The 19,508-nt window shown below is 66.0% G+C and carries 20 protein-coding genes; 13 read left to right on the forward strand and 7 right to left on the reverse strand.

From position 1 onward, the window contains the following. Positions 1-95 precede the first annotated feature (95 nt). Positions 96-848: a lytic transglycosylase domain-containing protein gene (locus G6R19_RS14780; RefSeq protein ID WP_163166358.1), complete on the forward strand. Its 753-nt coding sequence runs from the start codon at positions 96-98 to the stop codon at positions 846-848. Between the two features lie 125 nt (positions 849-973). Here the strand turns inward: G6R19_RS14780 and G6R19_RS14785 are convergent, their stop codons facing one another. Further along, the gene (locus G6R19_RS14785; RefSeq protein ID WP_163166239.1) at positions 974-1,717 is read right to left on the reverse strand and encodes a GAF and ANTAR domain-containing protein; all 744 of its coding nucleotides are present in this window, start codon (positions 1,715-1,717) and stop codon (positions 974-976) included. Between the two features lie 294 nt (positions 1,718-2,011). Between G6R19_RS14785 and G6R19_RS14790 the strand changes: the two genes are divergently transcribed. The 3 genes from G6R19_RS14790 to G6R19_RS14800 all read left to right on the forward strand — a co-directional run bounded on the left by G6R19_RS14790 (position 2,012) and on the right by G6R19_RS14800 (position 5,502). Beyond that, positions 2,012-2,605: an adenylate kinase gene (locus G6R19_RS14790; RefSeq protein ID WP_163166241.1), complete on the forward strand. Its 594-nt coding sequence runs from the start codon at positions 2,012-2,014 to the stop codon at positions 2,603-2,605. After that, positions 2,602-3,474, forward strand: coding sequence for an NAD(P)-dependent oxidoreductase (locus G6R19_RS14795; protein WP_163166243.1), 873 nt, complete (start codon positions 2,602-2,604; stop codon positions 3,472-3,474). The genes G6R19_RS14790 and G6R19_RS14795 overlap by 4 nt, the downstream gene beginning before the upstream one ends. A gap of 168 nt (positions 3,475-3,642) precedes the next feature. Further along, a complete protein-coding gene (locus G6R19_RS14800; RefSeq protein ID WP_163166245.1) occupies positions 3,643-5,502 on the forward strand; it encodes a S8 family serine peptidase in 1,860 nt (619 codons plus the stop codon). A gap of 18 nt (positions 5,503-5,520) precedes the next feature. Here the strand turns inward: G6R19_RS14800 and G6R19_RS14805 are convergent, their stop codons facing one another. Then, positions 5,521-6,633 (reverse strand): DNA alkylation repair protein, encoded by a 1,113-nt coding sequence (locus G6R19_RS14805; RefSeq protein WP_163166247.1) that lies wholly within the window; start codon positions 6,631-6,633, stop codon positions 5,521-5,523. 144 nt (positions 6,634-6,777) lie between these two features. On the opposite strand from G6R19_RS14805, the gene G6R19_RS14810 reads away from it, so the two are divergent. Further along, complete coding sequence (locus G6R19_RS14810; RefSeq protein ID WP_163166249.1) at positions 6,778-7,578, forward strand: phosphatase PAP2 family protein; 801 nt, start codon at positions 6,778-6,780, stop codon at positions 7,576-7,578. A gap of 120 nt (positions 7,579-7,698) precedes the next feature. Here the strand turns inward: G6R19_RS14810 and G6R19_RS14815 are convergent, their stop codons facing one another. Beyond that, the gene (locus tag G6R19_RS14815) at positions 7,699-8,019 is read right to left on the reverse strand and encodes a MerR family transcriptional regulator (protein ID WP_163166251.1); all 321 of its coding nucleotides are present in this window, start codon (positions 8,017-8,019) and stop codon (positions 7,699-7,701) included. Between the two features lie 137 nt (positions 8,020-8,156). On the opposite strand from G6R19_RS14815, the gene G6R19_RS14820 reads away from it, so the two are divergent. The 3 genes from G6R19_RS14820 to G6R19_RS14830 all read left to right on the forward strand — a co-directional run bounded on the left by G6R19_RS14820 (position 8,157) and on the right by G6R19_RS14830 (position 9,541). Next, entirely contained in the window at positions 8,157-8,585 is a 429-nt protein-coding gene (locus G6R19_RS14820; RefSeq protein WP_163166360.1) for an Hsp20 family protein, read from the forward strand. 82 nt (positions 8,586-8,667) lie between these two features. Beyond that, complete coding sequence (locus G6R19_RS14825) at positions 8,668-9,087, forward strand: J domain-containing protein (RefSeq protein WP_163166253.1); 420 nt, start codon at positions 8,668-8,670, stop codon at positions 9,085-9,087. Between the two features lie 76 nt (positions 9,088-9,163). After that, positions 9,164-9,541, forward strand: a complete 378-nt coding sequence (locus tag G6R19_RS14830; protein ID WP_163166255.1) for a hypothetical protein — start codon at positions 9,164-9,166, stop codon at positions 9,539-9,541. Between the two features lie 31 nt (positions 9,542-9,572). On the opposite strand, the gene G6R19_RS14835 is transcribed toward G6R19_RS14830, so the two are convergent. Then, entirely contained in the window at positions 9,573-10,961 is a 1,389-nt protein-coding gene (locus G6R19_RS14835) for an ATP-binding protein (RefSeq protein WP_163166257.1), read from the reverse strand. Positions 10,962-11,082: 121 nt separating this feature from the next. On the opposite strand from G6R19_RS14835, the gene G6R19_RS14840 reads away from it, so the two are divergent. After that, positions 11,083-12,630: a GH1 family beta-glucosidase gene (locus G6R19_RS14840; RefSeq protein ID WP_163166259.1), complete on the forward strand. Its 1,548-nt coding sequence runs from the start codon at positions 11,083-11,085 to the stop codon at positions 12,628-12,630. A gap of 72 nt (positions 12,631-12,702) precedes the next feature. Here G6R19_RS14840 and G6R19_RS14845 read toward each other — a convergent pair whose 3' ends face one another. Continuing rightward, the gene (locus G6R19_RS14845; protein ID WP_163166261.1) at positions 12,703-13,794 is read right to left on the reverse strand and encodes a phosphatase domain-containing protein; all 1,092 of its coding nucleotides are present in this window, start codon (positions 13,792-13,794) and stop codon (positions 12,703-12,705) included. A 66-nt stretch (positions 13,795-13,860) separates the two neighbouring features. Continuing rightward, on the reverse strand, positions 13,861-14,592 hold the full coding sequence (locus G6R19_RS14850; RefSeq protein WP_163166263.1) for a DUF72 domain-containing protein: 732 nt from the start codon (positions 14,590-14,592) through the stop codon (positions 13,861-13,863). A 70-nt stretch (positions 14,593-14,662) separates the two neighbouring features. On the opposite strand from G6R19_RS14850, the gene G6R19_RS14855 reads away from it, so the two are divergent. The 3 genes from G6R19_RS14855 (at position 14,663) to G6R19_RS14865 (ending at position 17,616) form a co-directional block, all read left to right on the forward strand. Next, complete coding sequence (locus G6R19_RS14855; protein ID WP_275898069.1) at positions 14,663-16,489, forward strand: glycoside hydrolase family 15 protein; 1,827 nt, start codon at positions 14,663-14,665, stop codon at positions 16,487-16,489. Positions 16,490-16,606: 117 nt separating this feature from the next. Further along, positions 16,607-16,897 (forward strand): hypothetical protein, encoded by a 291-nt coding sequence (locus G6R19_RS14860; RefSeq protein WP_163166267.1) that lies wholly within the window; start codon positions 16,607-16,609, stop codon positions 16,895-16,897. Further along, positions 16,897-17,616, forward strand: a complete 720-nt coding sequence (locus G6R19_RS14865) for an HAD family hydrolase (protein ID WP_163166269.1) — start codon at positions 16,897-16,899, stop codon at positions 17,614-17,616. Before G6R19_RS14860 ends, G6R19_RS14865 begins: the two co-directional genes overlap by 1 nt. Before the next feature lie 125 nt (positions 17,617-17,741). On the opposite strand, the gene G6R19_RS14870 is transcribed toward G6R19_RS14865, so the two are convergent. Beyond that, positions 17,742-17,990, reverse strand: coding sequence for a hypothetical protein (locus G6R19_RS14870; protein ID WP_163166271.1), 249 nt, complete (start codon positions 17,988-17,990; stop codon positions 17,742-17,744). Between the two features lie 179 nt (positions 17,991-18,169). Here G6R19_RS14870 and G6R19_RS14875 point away from each other — a divergent pair, with 179 nt between their 5' ends. Further along, positions 18,170-19,345 (forward strand): zinc-dependent alcohol dehydrogenase, encoded by a 1,176-nt coding sequence (locus G6R19_RS14875; protein WP_163166273.1) that lies wholly within the window; start codon positions 18,170-18,172, stop codon positions 19,343-19,345. Positions 19,346-19,508: the final 163 nt, after the last annotated feature.

The following is a 19,508-nucleotide window of genomic DNA, read 5'->3' on the forward strand; positions in this document are numbered from 1 at the left end:
GGTGGTAACCGGCGGGGCCCGCCGCCTGAGGCACTTGGCGTTCCCGGCCGGCGTCGCTCGATAGGATCGAACGCGTGACTGGCTCCCGTGACACTGTGCTGCGCCTCAGGCGTCTCCTGGTCTTCACCGTGTTCGCGGTTTGCGTCGTCACAGCGTTGTCATTCTGGGCGCTGCAGCAGTCCGGCGCGGATGCCCGTGTGGCCCTCGATCCGCCGCCGAGGTCGGAGGCGAAACTTGAAACGCTTTCCACCGGCATCACGCCGGCCGTGAACATCACCCGGAATGCGGACGCCGAGTGGCTCGCACAGGCTGCCGCGCAGACCGGGATTCCCTCGCAGGCGCTCCGGGCGTACGTGGCTGCGGCCGGCGCGGCCAACGAGTCCTCTCCGGGCTGCGGGATCGGCTGGAATACGGTGGCGGCAGTCGGCTTCGTCGAATCCCACCACGGGTCCTACGGCGGCGGAAGCCTGGACTCTTCAGGGCAGGCCAGCGGACCCATTGTTGGCCCAAGCCTGGACGGAAACGGGTTCGCCGCCATCGCTGACACGGATGGTGGAGCCCTCGACGGCGACGCACGCTGGGACCGTGCCGTGGGGCCCATGCAGTTCATTCCGTCCACGTGGGAGATTGCGGGGAGGGACGGCAACGGTGATGGGGCAGCGGATCCCTTCAACATCGACGACGCTGCGCTCAGTACAGCCAGCTACCTGTGTGCCCGCGGCGGTGATCTCACCACCGCGCACGGATGGACCGGTGCCATCTACTCCTACAACCAGTCGGATGCCTACCTGGTCCAGGTACGTGACCAGGCCACAGCATATGCCCGGACGACGGGCGCCATCGGATAAGTACCGCGGCGCTACTCGCCCCGTCCTACGCCGCTGGCCGGCTTCCGCGGGGCCCTCCCCGCAGGGTTCCCCGCATAGAGGGATACCGCTGCCCGACGCTGACGAAGCGGCCCGACGCCGGGCTGCTACCCGTCGTAGTGGGTGCGGGCAGGACCCTGGCCCAGGGCGTTGACCACTGCCGTGGCAACGTCATGCAGTTTCGAATTGCGGGTGCTGGACGCCGTCTTCAGGATCTCGAAAGCGTCGTGCTGGCTGCAACGGTTCTGGGCCATGATGATGCCCACCGCCATGTCGATGACTGTCCGTGATTCCAGGGTTGCCCGCAGGTTTGCCGCTGTTTCGCTGTAGTGGGCAAAGCGGACGGCAAGCCGGAGCGCGAGGGAGGTCTGGCTGACGAAGTCCTCGGCGAATTCGAGCACCCGTGCTTCGAAACGGTTGGGGCGGCCCGAGTACAGCAGCAAAGCCGCTTTGGTGCCGCCTTCCAGCTGGAAAGGCAGCGCAAGGACGGAGCGGACGCCTTCACCCAGCAAGGCCGCGGAGTATTCAGGCCACTGGCCGTCGTCGCGGATATCCGGGACGTGGACAGTTTCCTGGGTGGTGGAGGCAATCATGCTGGGCGTTTGGTTGAATTCGTACTCAAGCCGTGCAACGGCCTCGGCGGCCGGACTGCTGCTGGCCACCATGGCGGCTTTCCGCTCCCGCAGCAGGGTGATGGCGCACAGGATCTCGTCGCCGGGCTCGGACAGATTGCGGGCGGACACCTGCGCCAGTTCGGTAAGGAAGTCCTCGACATCGGAGCTGTTGAGGACAAGTTCATGCAGGTGGTCAGTAATGGATGTATCAGTTTTTGCAGTTGACTCGCTGGCCACGGTTTCTTGGTGCCATTCGCTCAGGTCAAAACGAGCCGGCAACATGCTCCGTCCACCCGAAGGGCGGAAGGCGGCGATGCTCGCTGGATCGACGAACTTTCCAACGGCCTGCTGCTAAACCGATACCGAAAAGTATATACATCCTCCGGACACGGGAAACGTCATATTGGCTTCCCCTGTTACCCCGTGGCTGCTGGTGCCGGAACGGGTATTGCGGGCAGAATAGGGGACGCGCCGGAGCCGCCGGCGGCGGACCCGGAAACCAGCGGTGCTGCGCCGTGGAGGGACAGGAACATGACCAGACTGCTCATCATCGGTCCGCCCGGCTCCGGCAAGGGAACGCAGGCGGAACACCTGGCACGGCATTTCGGCATTCCAGCCGTATCCACGGGCGAGATCTTCCGCAGCAACGTCAGCCGGGAAACTGAACTCGGCAATGAAGCTGCACAGTACCTCGACGACGGTGACTTCGTTCCGGACCACCTCACCAATGCCCTGGTCAAGGACCGGCTCCTCGAGGCCGACGTCAGGGCAGGCTTTCTTTTGGACGGCTACCCGAGGACCGCGCCCCAGGTTATGGAGCTCGACAACATGCTGGCTTCCCAGGGGCACGCCCTGGATGCGGTGATCGAGCTCCAGGCCCCCGACGCCGAGCTGGAACAGCGGATGCTGCAACGTGCCAGGGACGAGGGCCGCAGGGACGATACCGTGGACGTGTTCCGGCGCCGCCTTGACCTCTACCACCGCGAGACCCACGAAGTGGTGTCCGTCTACGCAGGCCGGGGCTTACTGGTGCCGGTGAACGGCAGCGGCGAACCCGGCGACATCACCAAACTTGCGATCGCCGCCGTCGAACGCTTTATCAACCGAAAAGGAGAACACGCATGAGGGTGGCAGTAACCGGGGGAAGCGGAAAGCTGGGACGGCACGTGGTCCGCAGGCTGGCCAACGACGGGCACCAGGTGCTCAACCTGGACCGCGCAGGGGAGCGGAACCCGGGGCTGGTGGTGGTGGACCTGCGCAACTACGGCCAGGTGGTGGATGTCATGCTGGGGCTGGACGACCGCCACGGCGGATTCGACGCAGTGGTCCACCTCGGCGCCGTTCCCGCGCCCGGCATCATCCCGGACGCCGCCACCTTCGAGAACAACATGCTCGCCACCTACAACGTGTTCCAGGCAGCCCGCCGGGCCGGAATCAAGAAGGTGGTGTATGCCTCCAGCGAGACGGTGCTGGGACTGCCGTTCGACGTCGACCCGCCCTACATTCCGGTGGACGAGGAGTATCCCGCCAGGCCGGAGAGCACCTACTCGCTGGTGAAGCACCTCGAGGAGCAGATGGCGGTGGAGCTGACGCGGTGGGACCCGGAATTGAGCATTTCCGGGCTCCGGTTCTCCAACGTCATGGACCCCGAAGACTACGACAGGTTTCCGGCTTTCGACGCCGACGCTACGCTGCGGAAATGGAACCTGTGGAGCTATATCGATGGCCGTGACGGAGCGCAGGCGGTGGCCCGTGCGCTGGAAAACGCAGGGCCCGGCTTCGAGGCGTACATCATCGCCAACGCGGACACGGTGATGAGCCGGCCAAGCGCGGAACTGGCGGCGGAGGTGTTCCCCGACGTCAAGGTCACCAAGGACCTGGGCGAGCACGAGACCATGTTGTCCATTGACAAGGCCAGGCGGCTGCTCGGTTTCGAGCCAGAATACTCCTGGCGGAACCACCAGGTGGACGTCCCGGCAGGCGCCTCAATCTAACCCGCCACGTCCGGGCCGCAGGAATCTCATAGGGTTGGCACAAGATCCTGCAAGGACCGGGTTTCGGTGCCGAACCGGGTCCTAACCTTTTGGTAGGGCGGATAAATTCCCTGCCCGCGCAGCCCGCAACGCCAAAACAAGGACCCCAAAATTCGCACTCCATCCTTTGTGCTGCCCGCCGCAGCAGTGTTGGTCTCCGCCGTCGCCCTTTCCACCGCATCCGTGCCGGCGTCAGCAGCCCCGCCGGCAGATGCCGGCGAAACGGGCCGCTACATCGTCCGGTACGCTGCCAATGCCGACGTAGCCGCGGAGGCAGCCGGGCTGCGGACGCAGGGGCTCGGCGTCGGCCGTACTTTTGCCCACGCCGTCCGTGGTGCCGTGGTTACCGCCAATCCTGCACAGGCAGCGGCGCTGGCACGCTCCGGCCGCGTGGTGTCGGTGGAAGCCGATGCCCCCGTCAGGCTCTCCGCAACCCAGCAGCCAGCACCTTGGGGCCTGGACCGGGTGGACCAGAGGCCCCTGCCCTTGTCCGGGTCCTACTCCTGGACGGCATCCGGAGCCGGCGTGAGCGCGTACGTGGTGGACACCGGTGTCCTGGCCTCGCATGCGGACTTCGGCGGGCGGGTGGCGGCCGGCTGGAGCGCCGTCGCTGACGGCCGGGGCTCCAGCGACTGCAACGGGCACGGCACCCACGTGGCAGGATCGGTGGCCGGGTCCACTTACGGTGTAGCCAAGGGCGCTACCGTCGTGCCGGTCCGGGTGCTCGACTGCAACGGCTCCGGCTACAACTCAGACGTGGTGGCGGGCCTGGACTGGATCGCGGCCCACCATACGGCGGGAACGCCCGCAGTGGCCAACCTCAGCCTGGGCGGCGGAGCCAGTACCGCCGTGGACGCGGCCATCCAGGCGGTAATGAACGACGGCGTCACTGCTGTGGTTGCCGCCGGCAACTCCGCCGTGGATGCCTGCGGGAGCTCTCCCGCCCGCGTTCCGGCAGCCGTCACCGTAGCTGCCAGTGACTCATCTGACCGTCAGGCGTCCTTCTCCAACTTCGGATCCTGCGTGGACCTCTACGCACCCGGGGTGGGGATTACCTCAACCCATCACACGTCTGCCACCGCCACTGCATCCATGTCCGGAACCTCCATGGCCGCTCCCCACGTGGCGGGGGCAGCAGCAGTGCTGCTTTCCCAGAACCCCGCGCTCTCACCGGCCCAGGTGGCGGGCACGCTCACGTCCAATGCAACCGCAGGCGTCATTACCGGGGCCACCAGCGGAACCCCCAACCGCCTGCTGTTTGCCGGCGCTGCTGCTGCCGCACCGGCACCCGCCCCCGCTCCCGCTACGGCCCCCGCCCCCGCTCCCGCTCCGGCCCCCGCCCCCGCTCCGGCGCCCACTGTCACTGCCATCACCCCGGGATCCAACGCAACGGCAGTAGCAGCGGGAGCCAACGTGACTGCCACCTTCAGCGCCGCGGTCCAGGGCGTTACCGCCGGAACGTTTGTGCTCAGGAATGCGGCCGGCAGCGCCATCCCGGCCACGGTCACCTACAACTCCACCACCCGTACGGCCACACTGGACCCGGCTGCCGGCCTGCCCGTTGACGCAACCTACACGGCCACACTGGTGGGCGGAGCCTCCGCCATCCGCGACGCCGCAGGAACCCCGTTGGCCTCCGTCACCTGGAGCTTCCTCACCGGCCCGGCCCCCGTGGTCACCGCCTCCACACCTGGCAGCAACGCGCTGCTGGTCCGGCGGACCAACAACATCAGCGTTACCTTCAACGAGGCCGTCCAGGGGGTGGCCGGGGCGACGTTCGCGGTAAAGAACGCTGGCACCGGCGCGGTGGTTCCGGCCGCCGTGTACCGGAACGGCACCACCAACCAGTGGATCCTGGACCCCCAGCAGGCGCTGGCAGCCAAGACCAAGTACGCCGTGACGGTGACCGGTGGCAGCGCCGGAGTCCGCGACCTCGCCGGAAACCCGTTCGCCGGCAGGAGTTGGCAGTTCACCACCGGCTCGTTCTAGGCCATCCCAGCGCGGGAGCTAGGCCATCTCCAGCACGAACTCGGTGCGCCCATGCGCGGCGCCGTTGATCTGAAGCTCCAACGCGTGCAGTCCCGGATGATGCACCCTGGTGGTCATCTGCCTGAACGCGTGGCGCTTGGAGATGCTCCTGCTCTCGCCCGGCGCCAGGGTCAGGGTTGAGATCTTGAAGACCTTCGCCGACTGGCTGCCATTGGCCTTGCGGTAGTGGACCAGGTAATCCACGGCGAGGCGGACATTCCGGGTGCCGGTATTGGAAATCTCGAAGGCGAACGTCAACTCTCCGGGCATCGTGAGGATTTCCTGGTCAAGGCGCAGCCCGGAAACGGCCACCGACGCCGGCGTGAAGCCAAGCAGCGCCAGCGCGCCCGGATGCCCCTTCTTGATGAGGGTGCGGAGGCCATGACGGACCACCCAGCCCGTGTTGCGGTCTGCCGCAGTAAGCCAATGCCGGGCTGTGTCCACAACAGCATCGGGCGCGTGGCGGGCGAGATCGTTGAGGTGGTTGGCTACAGAACGCCGTACATACTCGGACGGGTCGCGGTAGAGGGCTGTGAGGATGGGCAGGGTGGCTTCTGGCCGCCGGACGAGGGCTGGGACGCGCACCGCCCACGGTAGGTATGGACGTGTGCCCTCGCTCGCCAGGCGGCGGACGTGCTCATCAGGGTGTGCTGTCCACGTCAGGATTTCGGCCAGGGCCCGGTCCATATCCCTGGCCAGGAGGCGGCGGACGGCGAATTCCCCGGTGAGCCGTGGCGTCAGTTCGGCGATCAGGGCCAGGCAGTCGTCGAAGTCCTCCGCTGCATCCGAGGCGAGGGCGAGGGTGACGGCCGCCTCCGAAACCGGCCAGAGGACCCAGCCTGTGAATTCCGGAACTGCAAGTGCCGCACGGAAGCTGGCGGACGCCGTCGTATATCCCGGGACCGCACCCGTGCTGATATCGGCCACAAGGGCATCGGCCACCAGGTCGGTCCGTGCACGTAAGTTCAGGTCACCCAGCAGGGATGCGGTGGCAGCAGTTTGCTTCCACTCCACCGTGGGCGCACTTTCCGTCAAGATATGCGTGAGCATGCCTATGCCCGGAGGATCAATCAGTTCGTTCATCACGCCCATGCAGTCAGGCTACCGTCGGGCTACGACAGTTCGCGCGGCCGCCGGATTTCCTGATGGAAAGGACCGGACCCGATACCGCGCCAAGGCCGGGCAACCGGGATAATCTTCACCCTAGGCAAATCTCCATCTAGGGACGGGCATGCAGTGGCACAGCAGGGATCAGCGGGTTCCGGGGCTACCGGTAAAAGGGCCAGCAAGTGGCGGGTCTTCCATGACAAATTCGTGGTGGAGGAGCGCTATGTGGAGCCGGACGACCGGCGGGGCCTGTACCGGGCGTCGATCGTTCTGGTGGCGCTGGGGGTGGCGCTCTTCATCGCCACCCTGATCAGCGTGGTGCAGGCCGATGGCCTCTCCGCCGCCGACGGCCCGGTGCGCGACTGGCTGCTCGGGCTGAGGTCACAGACCCTCACAGTCGTCATGATCTTCCTGGCCGTGGTCTTCGGTCCGGTCGCCCTCCCCATCATCGTCCTGGTGGTGGTTGCCGCCTGGGGCTTCGCGGCAAAGCACGCCTGGCGCCCTATCCTGCTGGCCTCCGCGATGATTACGGGCGTCATCATTTCGCAGATCATCCTCCAGATTGTGCGGCGGTCCCGTCCTCCGGTGGACCAGATGCTCTTCGGCATTGACCACACCTTTTCGTTCCCGTCCGGGCATGTCCTGGGGGCCTGTGACTTCCTGTTGGTGGGTGCCTTTTTGATCTACTCCCGGCGAAGCAACCGGCGGGCTGCCGTGTTCGGGTTCATTGGGGCAGGCATCGGCATTGTGCTGGCGGCCCTCAGCCGTTTGTACCTGGGATACCACTGGCTCAGCGATGCCCTGGCATCGCTATCGCTGTCCTTGGTGATCCTGGGCGGAGTAATCGCCCTCGACACCTGGCGGACGGCGAGGGTTCCAGGCGAGCGGATCACCGGCGAACTGTCCAAGGCGGACGTGCCGCGGGACTGAACTCCGGGAGGTTGAACAAGGCGTTCCAAGGAGGCCGAAGTGCGGGTGCCGGTGAGCCGGGCGGGGCGCTGAAGCGGCTGGCCGTCGTCGTGCCTTTCACGCCGCCGGCTCACCGCCGGCTCACGCCGGTGGCCGGGACCGCGCCCGCTTGAGCGCCCGATGGAGCTTGACGTTGGCTTCCTCCAGCTCCAGCACCTTGGCAACGCCTGCCAGGTTCAGGCCCTGTTCCAGGAGTTCGCCGATCCGCAGCAGCACGGCGATGTCGGCATCGCTGTATTGCCGTGTGCCGCCGGAAGTACGCGACGGCCTGAGCAGGCCCCGCGTCTCATAGAGCCGGATGTTCTGCTGGCCGGTCCCTGCCAGCTCCGCGGCCACGGAGATGGCATACAGTGCGCGTCCCTTTGCGGGCGCTTGCGCCCGTCCTGCTTCCTGCCCTGCCATCAGTTCTCCAGAAATTGTCGGTGAGTCTTGCTTCAGTTTCCCACGGGTGCTATAAAAAATCTATATCCATCACCATAGATCATGGGAGCGGATATGGTATCGATCCAACATCTGAAAAGCTGAAGGAGTGGGAAATGATGTTGATGCGTACGGACCCGTTCCGTGAGCTGGACCGGCTCACGCAGCAGGTCTTTGGGACCGCCGCCCGCCCGGCCGCCATGCCCATGGATGCCTGGCAGGAAGACGGTGAGTTCGTGGTGGCCTTCGATCTTCCGGGCGTCAAGCTCGATTCGCTGGACCTGAACGTTGAGCGCAACGTCCTTACCGTCCGGGCGGAACGCCAGGACCCCACCCAGCCCAATGTTGAGCTGGTTGCCTCCGAGCGTCCGCGCGGCGTCTTCAGCCGCCAGTTGATCCTGGGCGACACCCTGAACACGGACAACATCAAGGCCAGTTACGACCAAGGCGTCCTGACGCTGCGGATCCCCGTGGCGGAAAAGGCCAAGCCGCGCAAGATCGAAATCGAGACGCAGCAGCAGGGCCAGATGCAACAGATCGGAACCTAGGCCAGCGGTGGACGGCGCAGGGCAACCCCTGGTTGCCCTGCGCCGCCCGGATTCGGAACTGAGCTGGAACCGGAAGACTGACATGAGCCAAACCCCGGATTACTACGCCGCCCTGCACATCCCGCATGACGCCACGCGGCAGCAGATCTCACGCGCCTACCGTGCCCTGATGCGCAACCATCACCCGGACATGGAAGGCGGAAGGGCTGCGTCGGGTGTGCACGAGGGCGCCCAGGACGCGGTGCAGAAGACCGGGTCTGGTGGAGGAACGTCACCGGAAGCGGAGCTGCTGCGCATTATGCAGGCCTTCGCCGTCCTGCGCGATCCTGCCCGGCGGGCAGCGTATGACCGCGAGGTGGAGGCGCAGCCGGCAGTCCGTGCAGTACCGGCATCCCAAGCGGGGACGGAGATCCCGGTCCGCAAGGTCCGGCACGCCGCCAGCCGGGGCGGGAACATCATACGAATCACACCCGTGCGCTGGGAAAGCGGCCCCTGGGCCTAGCTGCCACAACACCTGTCATGCCGCAGCAAACCCCCGCGATCCAGCCCGAAAACCACTTCGAGAGGCGGAGAACTGTATGAGCGATTGGCGCCGCTATGATTCACACCTGATGCCTGCATTCCACGAGCGCTTCGAACAACGGTGGGGCCAGGGTACCGCTCCGTTTTTGGATCCGGAGGCACATGAGGAGCCGGTTCCACGTGCCCAGTGGATCAACCCCGCAACCGGAGCGGCGCTGGCTGTGGTGCCGGTATGGACGAACGACGAGAGGCAGCAACGGTCCTTCGGCGTCTTCTATCTTCCGCCCGCGGGGGACATCTGGGTGCTGCGGCCGGGCTACACCGGCTACCTGGAACCGGCGGACGGCGAAACGGAGCACCTGGTCACGTTGCGGAACGATGCTTTCCGCAAGGCCGTGGCGCACGCAAAGGAATTTCTGTTCGGCGACCAGTAATCCCGGGAAGCCTCTCAGCGCAGGGCTGCCGTTAGGCGATTCCTGCCGCGCCGCTGCCCAGCAGGCTCCTGGTCAGGGATTCGGCGTCGCCCAGCAGTTCTTCTGCCGCCGTTGCCAGATGGGAATCGGACACCGGCACGTCCTCGAGTGCTGCGGCCACCACGGCCCGGCGCACCAGTTCGCGGGCGAAGGAAGCGGTGGTTCCGTCGGTGCGCTCGGCGGCGGCAGCCACGGCGTCGGGACTGAAACCGGCCTGCCGGCCGTAGAGGCGAAGGAGCTCAATCCGTTCGTGGAGTGCAGGCAGCGGGATCTCCACCGCAAGGTCTACCCGGCCGGGCCGCTGCGCCAGCGCGCGCTCCAGCATGTCCGGCCGGTTGGTGGTGAGCACAAATGCGACGTCGGCGTCATTATCCAGGCCGTCCATGGCATCCAGGACTTCAAAGAGGAGCGGCTGCGGCCCGTGGCCGAAACTCCGGTCCTCGGCGATGAGGTCGCAGTCCTCGAGCACTACCATCGAGGGCTGCAAGGCGCGGGCCATCCGTGCCGCCTCCGAGATCCGGGCGAGCGAACCGCCGCTGAGGAGGATGGCGGTAGTGCCCTCGCTTTGGCCGAGCAGATAGCGGACGGTGTGCGTTTTGCCTGTTCCGGGAGGTCCGTACAGCAGGACGCCCCGTTTGAGGTGCTGTCCGTGGCGCTTCAGGGACTCGCGGTGGGCGGCTATGCCGACGGCGTGGCCCGCCACCTTGTGCAGGAGGCCAGGCGGAAGAATGACCTCCTGCTCGTGCAGCTGCGGCCGGTGATGGAAGGTCACCCCGCCGCTGCTGGGCCCGAACTCACCCATGGCCAGGGATATGACCTGGCCCTTGAAAACACTCTGGCTGTCCATCCGGCGCCGGTACTCGGCCAGGAACGCAGCCCCCGTTTCGGTGTCTTCAGGCGCCACCTCCAGGGTAGCGGTTTGCCGCCCGGACCGGGGATCCGCCGCCCGCTGCAGGACGGCCAGCCGCCCGCCGTCGTACGTTAAGAGCCGCACCCCGAAACCCACCGCCTGGCGCTGGCTGTCCGGCCCCACAGGCAGGTTGATGTAGTCGGGCTGGGCCAGCGGGAATTGCGGAAAGGCCTGTGATTGCTGAAGCATGTCGCTCAACGACTGGTGGTGCCGCTGGCCGCCGCCGCCGACCCCCACCAGCCTGCTGTCCGGGTCCAGGGCCGCGAGCCCGGCCATAACGATGTCCGCATCAACGAACCGGTGGGGCGGAATCTGTTCCTCCACCACCGCAAGGTCTTCGGCAGCCAGGCCCAGGTGCCCGGTCAGCGTATCCAGCAGCTGCACCCCGGCCTGGCGCCTGTGGCTGCGGGCCTGTGCCAGCTGCACCAGATCAGCAAAATCGTCGATGAACTTCCCCAGTTTTTCATCCATTCCCAGACCCTAGCAGCACGCTCACCGGCACCCTGGGAATCGTGCGAGGATATGGTCCTGACCTCGCGGAAGTTGAAGGACTCCGCAGGTGCCGTCCTGTTCGTCAGTAAGGGTTGAATCAATGCACATTACCGCCAGGGACCTCGCAGCACTCATCCCGCCGGGGTTCACCCTCGGCGTGGCCACCGCAGCCTTCCAGATCGAAGGCGCGCTGGATGAGGACGGCCGCGGACCTGCAGGCTGGGACGTGTTTTCCCGCAAGCCCGGCGCCATCGTCGAGGACCACAGCCCGGCCGTAGCGTGCGACCATTACCACCGCATGCCCCAGGACGTGGCGCTCATGAAGCAGCTCGGTGTGGACTCGTACCGGTTCTCGTTCGCCTGGCCCCGTATCCAGCCCACGGGCAGCGGCCCCGCAAACCGCGCCGGCCTGGCCTTTTACGACCGGCTGCTGGACGAACTCCTCGCCAATGGCATCTCACCCATGGCCACGATCTACCACTGGGACACTCCCCTCGCTTTGGACGAGGCCGGCGGCTGGATGAACCGCGATACCGCCTACCGCCTGGGGGAGTACGCCGGCATCCTCGCCGAAAAGTTCGGCGACAGGGTAGCCCGGTGGGTGACCATCAATGAGCCCGCCACCGTGAGCACCAACGGATATTCGCTCGGCCTGCATTCGCCCGGGAAGGAGCTCGTCCTGAACGCCTTCCCCACAGTCCATCACCAGCTGCTGGGCCATGGCCTGGCCGTGCAGGCCCTGCGTGCCGCGAATGTGCCCGGGGAAATCGGCATGACCAACGTGTACTCGCCCATGGTCCCGAACTCCATCAACCCGCTGGACTACATCAGCGCAGGCCTGATGGACCTGGCCCAGAACCGTCTCTATGCGGACCCCGTGCTGACCGGAAAATATCCGGACCTGATCCGGGCCGCCAAGTTCTTCAGCGCCTTCGACCACCCCGCCGAGGACATGGAACTCATCTCCCAGCCGCTCGATTTCTACGGGCTCAACTACTACATGCCCACCAAGGTGGCCGTCGGGCCCGGCGCAGGCGCGGTGCCGGCGAGCATGGCCGAGGCCATGGGCAGCGACCTCAGCGCGGCGGGCAGCGGTGGAACCCCCTTCCACGTGGAAACCTGGCCGGAGGCAGACATCACGTCCTACGGCTGGCCGGTGAAACCGGAGTACATGGGAGTCGCGCTGAAGGAAATGGCCGAACGGTACCCCAACCTGCCGCCCGTCATCCTCACCGAGGGCGGGGCCAGCTTCGAGGACATCATCGTCCGGGACAAATCCACCAACACCCGCTTCATCCCGGACGAGCGGCGCCTGAAGTACCTTTCGGACCATCTTGAGGCCGCGCTGCGGGCCACCGCACCGGGTGGTGACGCTGAGTCGATCGATTTGCGCGGCTACTACGTCTGGTCCCTCCTGGACAACTTCGAGTGGTCGGCCGGCTACAACCAACCCTTCGGCCTGCTCCATGTGGACTTCGAGACCCAGGAGCGGACGCCCAAGGCCTCCTACTTCTGGTACCAGGAACTCATCGAGGAGCGCGACCTTGTCAACGCCGCGGGGGCGGCCATCGCGCAGGCAGCAGCGCCTGAGGTCCTTGATACCGAAGCGCCCGACGACGGCGTGGCGCCTTTGGGTGCCAGCGCCTAGGGCGTTCGCGGCTGCTGGAGCTTGGGGCCGGGCCGCGCGGGCAGTCCAGGACGCGCGGTTCCGGACCGGGGCCTAGAGAAGTTCCAGCGTGGCGAGCTGCTTGGCTATGCCGGCACCGTCCGGGGAATAGATCCAGGGCACCCTGGACGTGGTGTGGTCGCCGTCCTCCGAGTGTCCGCCCGCGAACACGGACTCGCTGACGGACAGTTGCCGGATGGCGATGGCTGCAACCTTGTCGGGGTTGTCCTGGGCAAAGCTTGAGTAGATCGCCTCATCGTGCTGGCCGTTGTCGCCGACCAGGAGCCAGCGCATGTCCGGGAACTCCTTGGCCAGCCGGTCCAGGTTTTGGCGTTTGTGGGCCTGGCCGCTGCGGAACCAGCGGTCCTGCGTCAGGCCCCAGTCGGTCAGCAGCAGGGCGCCGGACGGATACATATTGCGGTTGAGGAAACGGGCCAGCGTGGGCGCCGCGTTCCAGGGTCCCGTGGACAGGTAGATCACCGGCGCATCCGGGTGTTCGACGGTGAGCCGGTCCAGCAGCACCGCCATGCCCGGCGTGGCCATGCGCGCCCGTTCGCTCAGCACAAACGTGTTCCAGAGGGCAAGGAATGGCCGGGGCAGGGCCGTCACCATCACGGTGTCGTCGATGTCCGAGACGATCCCGAACTTCACATCGGGTGCGATTACCTGGATCAGGGCCTCGACGGGTTCTGTTCCTTCCGCCCGGAGGACAGCTGTGTGCCAGCCCGGTGAAAGCTTGACGTCCACTTCAATGTCGATCAGCCCGCCACGGTCCGCTTTGACGTGGGTGACAACATCGCCGATGGTGATTTCGACGTCGGTAAACTGCAGCGGCACGCTGGTGAAGGCACGCCAGCCGCGGACGTTCTGGTTGCCGTTCCGTGCCGCGTGTTCCGCTTTGCTCCCCGGCAGCGGCTTTTGCGTGAGCAGGACCCGTCCCAGCACGCGCACCAGGCTGGTGGAGCCATAGCCCTGGTAAGCGATGGTCTGGGGCACAAAGTGCCAGCGCTTGGCAAGCCGGATCCGGGCCGAATTAACGGTGTCCGAGATCCAGTGCGCCAGCCGGAATACCTGGTTTCCCGAGAGCGCGCCCGGGACCGGAGTGTGCGCTGTTTTCTGTGACGAATTGTTCGGAGCCGTGTCCATGGCTCCACTCTGCCACAGGGCGGCGCCGGGGGAAGGGAACACTGGTCCCTGGGGAGGAGTATGACGTCAGCCTTCTCCCAGGATCCCTCGCAGGGTCTCGGCGTTCCGCACGGCGTGGCCCTCGCCGTCGTTATTGAAGTAGGCGTAAACGTCCAGGCCGCTGCCGGACCACTCCCGGATCCGTTCCGCCCACCAGTGCAGGTCCGCATCCGAGTAGGAGCCAGCGTAGAGGTGCTCGTGGTCCGGCCCGTGCAGCCGGACATAGGTAAAGGGGGCCGTGGTGCGCAGGATGCAGGGCAGGTTGGCGCCACTCATGATGCAGTAGGCGGCCTGGTGCCGCTCCAGCAGGGTGAACACTTCCGGGCGGTCCCAGCTGGGGTGGCGGAACTCGACACAGACACGGATCCAGTCCGGGACCGCAGCAAGGAAGTAGCCCAGCCGGGCATCGTCCCGCTCCATGCCGGGCGGCAACTGGACCAGGAGGACCGCCCGTTTATCGCCGAGTTCGTGCCAGCACCGCGTAATGCGCTCCAGCCACACCTCGGGCTCGTACAGTTTTCGGGCGTGGGTCAGCCCCCGGGGGGCCTTGACGGACATGCTGAAGCCGGGCGGCAGCCGCTGGTTCCACCCCGCAAATGTTGTGTCCCGGGGCCAGCGGTAAAAGCTGGCATTGAGTTCGACGGTACGGAACCGGGCCACGTAGTGCTGGAGCCGGTCCTTGACCGGCAGCTTCGGCGGATAAAGGACGTTCTCCCAGTGGTTGTAGCTCCATCCCGAGGTGCCGATATGGATTGCCATGAGTGCCTCCGGTGCCTGCTGCCGTTGATGTGAAGGCTACACCCCTGTTCCCGGTCCACTTCGGAGCTGGCTGTGGCAGGGTAAGGGCATGGCGCGAATTGAAGACTATGCAGTTGTCGGTGACCTCCATACCGGGGCGTTGATCAACAAGGAAGGCTCCATCGACTGGCTCTGCCTTCCCCGGTTCGATTCGCCCGCCTGTTTCAACGCGTTGCTGGATACGCCTGAAGCAGGGCGCTGGCTCCTGGCGCCGGCAGGCGGCGGCTCCTGTACCCGCCGGGGCTACCGGGACGGCAGCCTTATCCTGGAAACGGAATGGGACACCCCCGAAGGCAGTGTGCGGGTCATCGACTTCATGCCGCCCCGGGACTCGGTGGCGGACATTGTCCGCATCGTCGAAGGCGTCAGTGGCAGCGTGAAGATGCACGGCGAACTCACCCTCCGCTTCGATTACGGCCACATCATCCCCTGGGTGCGCCGGGACGAATACGGCCTGCACGCCATCGCCGGCCCGGACGCGGTCTACTTTGTCACCCCGGCCCCGCTTCACGGCGAAAACATGCACACCGTCAGCGACTTCACCGTCAACGCAGGGGAGCGGGTCCCCTTTGTCCTGACGTGGGCGCCCAGCCATGTTGGGCGGCCGCATACTGTCGACGCCGAAGAAGTGCTGGGCACCACTTTTGCGTTCTGGCGCGGCTGGGCCTCGCAATGCACCGTAGAGGGCCCGTACCAGGATGCCGTGGCCCGGTCCCTCGTGACGTTGAAGGCCCTGACCTATGCCCCGACCGGCGGAATTGTGGCGGCAGTGACCACCTCGCTGCCCGAACAGCTGGGCGGCCCCCGCAACTGGGACTACCGCTACTGCTGGCTCCGCGACGCAACCATGACGCTCCAGGCGCTGCTGGCTGCCGGTTACACCGCAGAAGCCGCCGCCTGGCGGGACTGGCTGTTGCGGGCAGTGGCTGGCGACCCCGCGGACCTGCAGATCATGTACGGGATCCATGGCGAACGCCGCCTGCCCGAGATGGAGCTGCCCTGGCTGAAGGGTTACGAAAACTCGTCCCCGGTGCGCATCGGCAATGGCGCCGCCGAACAGCTCCAACTCGATGTGTGGGGGGAGGTGCTCGACTGCCTGGCATTGACGCGGAACTCCCTGCTGAAGCACTCGGATGAGGCCTGGGACGTCCAGGTCGCACTGATGGAGCATCTGGAGACCATCTGGGACCAGCCTGACAACGGGCTCTGGGAAATGCGCGGTCCCCGCCGCCACTTCACCCACTCGAAGGTGATGGCCTGGGTTGCAGCGGACCGGATGGTGAAGGGTGTCCGCGAATCGGGACTGCCCGGGCCGGCGGAGCGCTGGGAGAAGCTGCGGGACACCATCCACCGTGACGTGATGGCCAACGGGTTCGACGCCCGCCGCAACACATTCGTCCAGTCCTACGGGCGGCCGGAACTCGACGCCAGCCTGCTCCTGATTCCCCGGGTGGGATTCCTGCCGCCTGATGATCCCCGCGTCATCGGAACCATTGAAGCAATTCAGCGGGAGCTGACCGAGGACGGTTTTGTGCTCCGTTACCGCCCCGACGTGAGCGACGACGGCCTGCCCGGTGATGAGGGCGTCTTCCTGGCCTGTTCGTTCTGGCTGGTGGAGGCGCTGCTGGGTGCGGGCCGCCACGAGGAATCGAGGGAACTCTTTGAACGCCTCCTTGAGCTGCGCAACGACGTGGGCCTGCTGAGTGAGGAATGGGGCGTGCGGGCGGGCCGGCAGCTGGGCAATACACCCCAGGCTTTCAGCCACTTCGCGCTGGTGACTAGCGCTTTGGAGCTGCATCAGGATACGGTTCGGCGGAGTGACACCCCCATTCCGCCGGAGACGGCGGAAGCGCGCTGAGGCGGCGCGTACAAGGGTGCGACTTCTCCTTCGCAGAATAGATAAGTATACTTACTAACACCTCATGGAGTGCTCCCAGTAAGCACGGTGCGGTGACTGACGGAGGAGTGATTGCAAATGGCCGGGTATTTTGAGCTCGTGGATGCGCCTGACGGCGGCTACCGGATCAGGATGATGGACGGAACCGGGAACCTTATGGCCATCTCGGTCACGTTTCCCACGAAAAGGGCAGCTGTAGCCGGAGTGGCAATGGCGCGGGAGATCGCCGGGACGGGCCTCATCAGGGACAAGAGCCACGATGGTGCAGGCACGGTGATCCGGGAGCGCGTACGTCCGGTGAATACGGCCAAGGAGGAGGCCGCCCTCGCCAGGAAATCTGCGGGGGCCAAGCGGGCAGCGGTCAGTTGATGGCCCTGCGGGCTGCCGGGTCCCCTGACGGCGGGCGCCGGCAGGGGATCCTTTTTGATGTTGATGGCACCCTGATCGATTCGTCATACATCCACACCATCTCCTGGTGGGGCGCCTTCCGCCAGCAGGGTTACGACATCCCGATGGCATCCATCCACCACTTCGTGGGCATGGGCGGGGACCGCCTGGTGGACAGCCTCCTCCCGGCAGACCGGGACCGTTCCCTTGATTCCGACATCATGGCCAGCCACGGGGCCCTTTACGCCTCGCACTGGCCGGCGCTGCGACCCTTCGACGGCGCCAAGGACCTGCTGGCCCAGTGCCACGCGGCGGGACTCACCGTTGCCCTTGCCTCCTCCGCCCGCAAGCAGGATCTGCAGGTCATGAAGGCCACCCTGGATGCCGACGCCTTCATCGATGCCGCCACCAGCGCCAATGACGCCAAGGACAGCAAGCCTGCCCCGGACATCCTCGTGGCGGCGCTGGAGGCCATCGGCGTGGAGGCGGCGGACGCCGTCTTTGTGGGGGATGCGGTGTGGGACATGAAGGCCGCTGCGGCGCTGGGTATTCCTGCGATTGCCGTTACCTGCGGCGGGGTCAACGCCGGCGAACTCCGTGACGCGGGCGCCGTGGAGGTCTACGAGGGTCCGCGCGACCTGCTCGAGAACCTCACATCAAGCGCCATCGGACGGTTGATCTCCCTGGCGCCCGACTCCTGACACCCAACTCCGACGCCCGGCTTCTAACGCCGGCGTGCCCCCCGCTGCCATGCCATCCGCCGTCGGACTTTTGCCGTTCGGCGCTACAGGACCTGGGCAACAGGAACTGGGCTACAGGACCTGGGCTACAGGACCTGGCCGCCGGCAACCGAGTCCTCGTCACCCTGATTGGCAGGCTTGGCCCAGGAGACAGCCACACGCACTGAGCCGTCGTCGCCCCGGTCAATGTCCGTGGCCACGTCCGATGCGCTGGCCCCCATCTCCATGATCCGCTCGCGGTAGGTAGCCACGAGCTGCTCCAGGCTCTCTTCCGTCCACTCTCCGGGCCGCATGCGGGTGGAGATTTCAACCGGTTCGGGCTGGTAGAGCGACATAACGTTCCTCTTTCACTTCTGCGGGGTCTGCGGGTGTGACTCTTCCTACGCTAGGAGCACGAGGTCGGAACAACAAGGATTTTAGTCAGGTTGCTTACTTTTTGCCCCGTGAGCCGATAGCGTCGAAGGATGGGCGCGAGTCCCCAAAGCAGCGAAAAAACTTCCGGGAAAGGTGAATTGTGAAAGCACTGACATGGCAAGGAAAACGCTCGGTAAGTGTGGAAGAGGTCCCCGATCCCGTTATCCAGGAACCCACGGACGCGATTGTCCGGATCACCTCCACGGCCATCTGCGGATCGGACCTGCACCTGTACGAAGTGCTGGGGCCATACATGCACAAGGGCGACGTGATCGGCCACGAACCGATGGGCATCGTGGAGGAGGTGGGAAGCGCCGTCACCAACCTCCGCAAGGGCGACCGTGTGGTGGTCCCGTTCAACATCGCCTGCGGCCGGTGCTACATGTGCGCCCAGGGCCTGCAGTCCCAGTGCGAAACAACCCAGGTCAAGGACAAGGGCTCCGGTGCTGCCCTCTTTGGTTATTCGGAGCTGTACGGTTCCGTTCCGGGCGGGCAGGCCGAGTACCTGCGCGTTCCCCACGCCGACTACGGCCCGGTGAAGGTGGGAACCGAGCTGCCGGACGAGCGCTACCTCTTCCTCTCGGACATCCTTCCTACGGCCTGGCAGGCCGTGGAGTACGCCGACACCCCGGCCGGCGGCACGCTGGCCGTCTTCGGGCTGGGGCCGGTGGGCCAGTTCTCGGGCCGCATCGGCGTGCAGCGCGGGCTGCGGGTGATCGGCGTGGACCCTGTGCCGGAGCGGCGCGAGATGGCGGCGCGGCACGGCATCGAAACGCTCGATTACGGTAAGGACGTGGCGGACCAGCTGCGGGAAATGACGGCCGGAAGGGGCCCTGACGCGGTGGTTGACGCCGTCGGCATGGAAGCACATGGGTCCCCGGTTGCCGGCTTCGCCCACCAGGCACTGGGCCTCCTGCCCGACAAACTGGCCCAGAAGGCGATGGAGACGGCCGGCGTGGACCGGCTGGCAGCGCTGCACACGTCCATCAACGCCGTCCGGCGCGGCGGGACCGTGTCCCTGAGCGGGGTCTACGGCGGCCAGGCCAGCCCGATGCCCCTGCTGACAATGTTCGACAAGCAGATCCAGGTGCGGATGGGGCAGTGTAACGTCCGGCGGTGGACGGACGACTTGCTCCCCCTGGTGGAGGACGACGCCGATCCGTTGGGTGTGATGGATCTGGTCACCCACCGTTCGGGGCTTGAAGGAGCGCCGGCGCTGTACGAAAAGTTCCAGAAAAAGGAAGACGGCTGCATCAAGGTGGTCCTGAACCCCTGACGCGTTGAACCCCTGAACTCCTGAAGCCCAGCTTTGCGACGTTGGCTTTCACGGCCTGCCCTGGGTCCTGCCCGTAGCACCCATTTTCCCCCAACTAAGTAGCGCCAAGTGTCGTTTAGGGGTTCCAAAACGACACTTGGCGCTACCTGGTTGGGAATAGGGG

Source organism: Arthrobacter sp. Alg241-R88, assembly GCF_900537115.1.
Taxonomy (GTDB): domain Bacteria; phylum Actinomycetota; class Actinomycetes; order Actinomycetales; family Micrococcaceae; genus Arthrobacter.

Excerpts from the sequence above, each read along its gene's own strand:
- G6R19_RS14790 (WP_163166241.1), top strand. The coding sequence starts at position 2,012 with ATGACCAGACTGCTCATCATCGGTCCGCCCGGCTCCGGCAAGGGAACG.
- G6R19_RS14795 (WP_163166243.1), top strand. The coding sequence starts at position 2,602 with ATGAGGGTGGCAGTAACCGGGGGAAGCGGAAAGCTGGGACGGCACGTG.
- G6R19_RS14805 (WP_163166247.1), bottom strand. The coding sequence starts at position 6,633 with ATGGGCGTGATGAACGAACTGATTGATCCTCCGGGCATAGGCATGCTC.
- G6R19_RS14815 (WP_163166251.1), bottom strand. The coding sequence starts at position 8,019 with ATGGCAGGGCAGGAAGCAGGACGGGCGCAAGCGCCCGCAAAGGGACGC.
- G6R19_RS14820 (WP_163166360.1), top strand. The coding sequence starts at position 8,157 with ATGTTGATGCGTACGGACCCGTTCCGTGAGCTGGACCGGCTCACGCAG.
- G6R19_RS14825 (WP_163166253.1), top strand. The coding sequence starts at position 8,668 with ATGAGCCAAACCCCGGATTACTACGCCGCCCTGCACATCCCGCATGAC.
- G6R19_RS14830 (WP_163166255.1), top strand. The coding sequence starts at position 9,164 with ATGAGCGATTGGCGCCGCTATGATTCACACCTGATGCCTGCATTCCAC.
- G6R19_RS14835 (WP_163166257.1), bottom strand. The coding sequence starts at position 10,961 with ATGGATGAAAAACTGGGGAAGTTCATCGACGATTTTGCTGATCTGGTG.
- G6R19_RS14840 (WP_163166259.1), top strand. The coding sequence starts at position 11,083 with ATGCACATTACCGCCAGGGACCTCGCAGCACTCATCCCGCCGGGGTTC.
- G6R19_RS14845 (WP_163166261.1), bottom strand. The coding sequence starts at position 13,794 with ATGGACACGGCTCCGAACAATTCGTCACAGAAAACAGCGCACACTCCG.
- G6R19_RS14850 (WP_163166263.1), bottom strand. The coding sequence starts at position 14,592 with ATGGCAATCCATATCGGCACCTCGGGATGGAGCTACAACCACTGGGAG.
- G6R19_RS14860 (WP_163166267.1), top strand. The coding sequence starts at position 16,607 with ATGGCCGGGTATTTTGAGCTCGTGGATGCGCCTGACGGCGGCTACCGG.
- G6R19_RS14865 (WP_163166269.1), top strand. The coding sequence starts at position 16,897 with ATGGCCCTGCGGGCTGCCGGGTCCCCTGACGGCGGGCGCCGGCAGGGG.
- G6R19_RS14870 (WP_163166271.1), bottom strand. The coding sequence starts at position 17,990 with ATGTCGCTCTACCAGCCCGAACCGGTTGAAATCTCCACCCGCATGCGG.